A 436-nucleotide genomic window follows, 5' to 3' on the forward strand; every position below is an offset into this window, starting at 1 on the left:
ATCTGGTCGAGCTGTTTAAGATGGCGACCGGGTGGTTGGGGTGGACGCCGGAGGTGGCGCTCGACACGCCGATCCCGCTGATCGAACTGGCGCTCGACGGCCGGACCGATTTCGTGCGCCGCACCAACCCGTTCGGGTCGGCTCCGAACTCCGGTGGGCGCGCGGCGACCGCGGCGCCGGCCGCCGCGCCGGACAAAGCCACAATGACGCAAGGGCTTGCAGCCTTTCTGCGCGCCCGCAAGCGGCCGGGTGGCGCCCCATGATGATCGTCGGCCGCGTTACCGGCGATCTGAGAGGGCTGCTGAACGAGCGGCTGAATGAGGTGGCCGACGCCGCCCGCGCCGCCGTCCGGTCAGCGTCCGAGCACCTGCAGGCGGATCTGCGCGCCCAGGTGCGCGCCGCCGGGCTCGGCAGCGGGCTGGAGAAAGCGTGGCGT

At 72.0% G+C, this 436-nt stretch carries 1 protein-coding gene; it reads left to right on the forward strand.

Annotation, left to right across the window (positions count from 1 at the left end; genetic code table 11):
- Positions 1-263, forward strand: a 263-nt coding sequence (locus AB4Y36_RS40485; protein ID WP_368685941.1) for a hypothetical protein, incomplete at its 5' end; no start/stop codon positions are given.
- Positions 264-436 lie beyond the last annotated feature (173 nt).

The sequence above is a fragment of the Paraburkholderia sp. BR10936 genome (assembly GCF_040965735.1).
Taxonomy (GTDB): Bacteria; Pseudomonadota; Gammaproteobacteria; order Burkholderiales; family Burkholderiaceae; genus Paraburkholderia; species Paraburkholderia nodosa_A.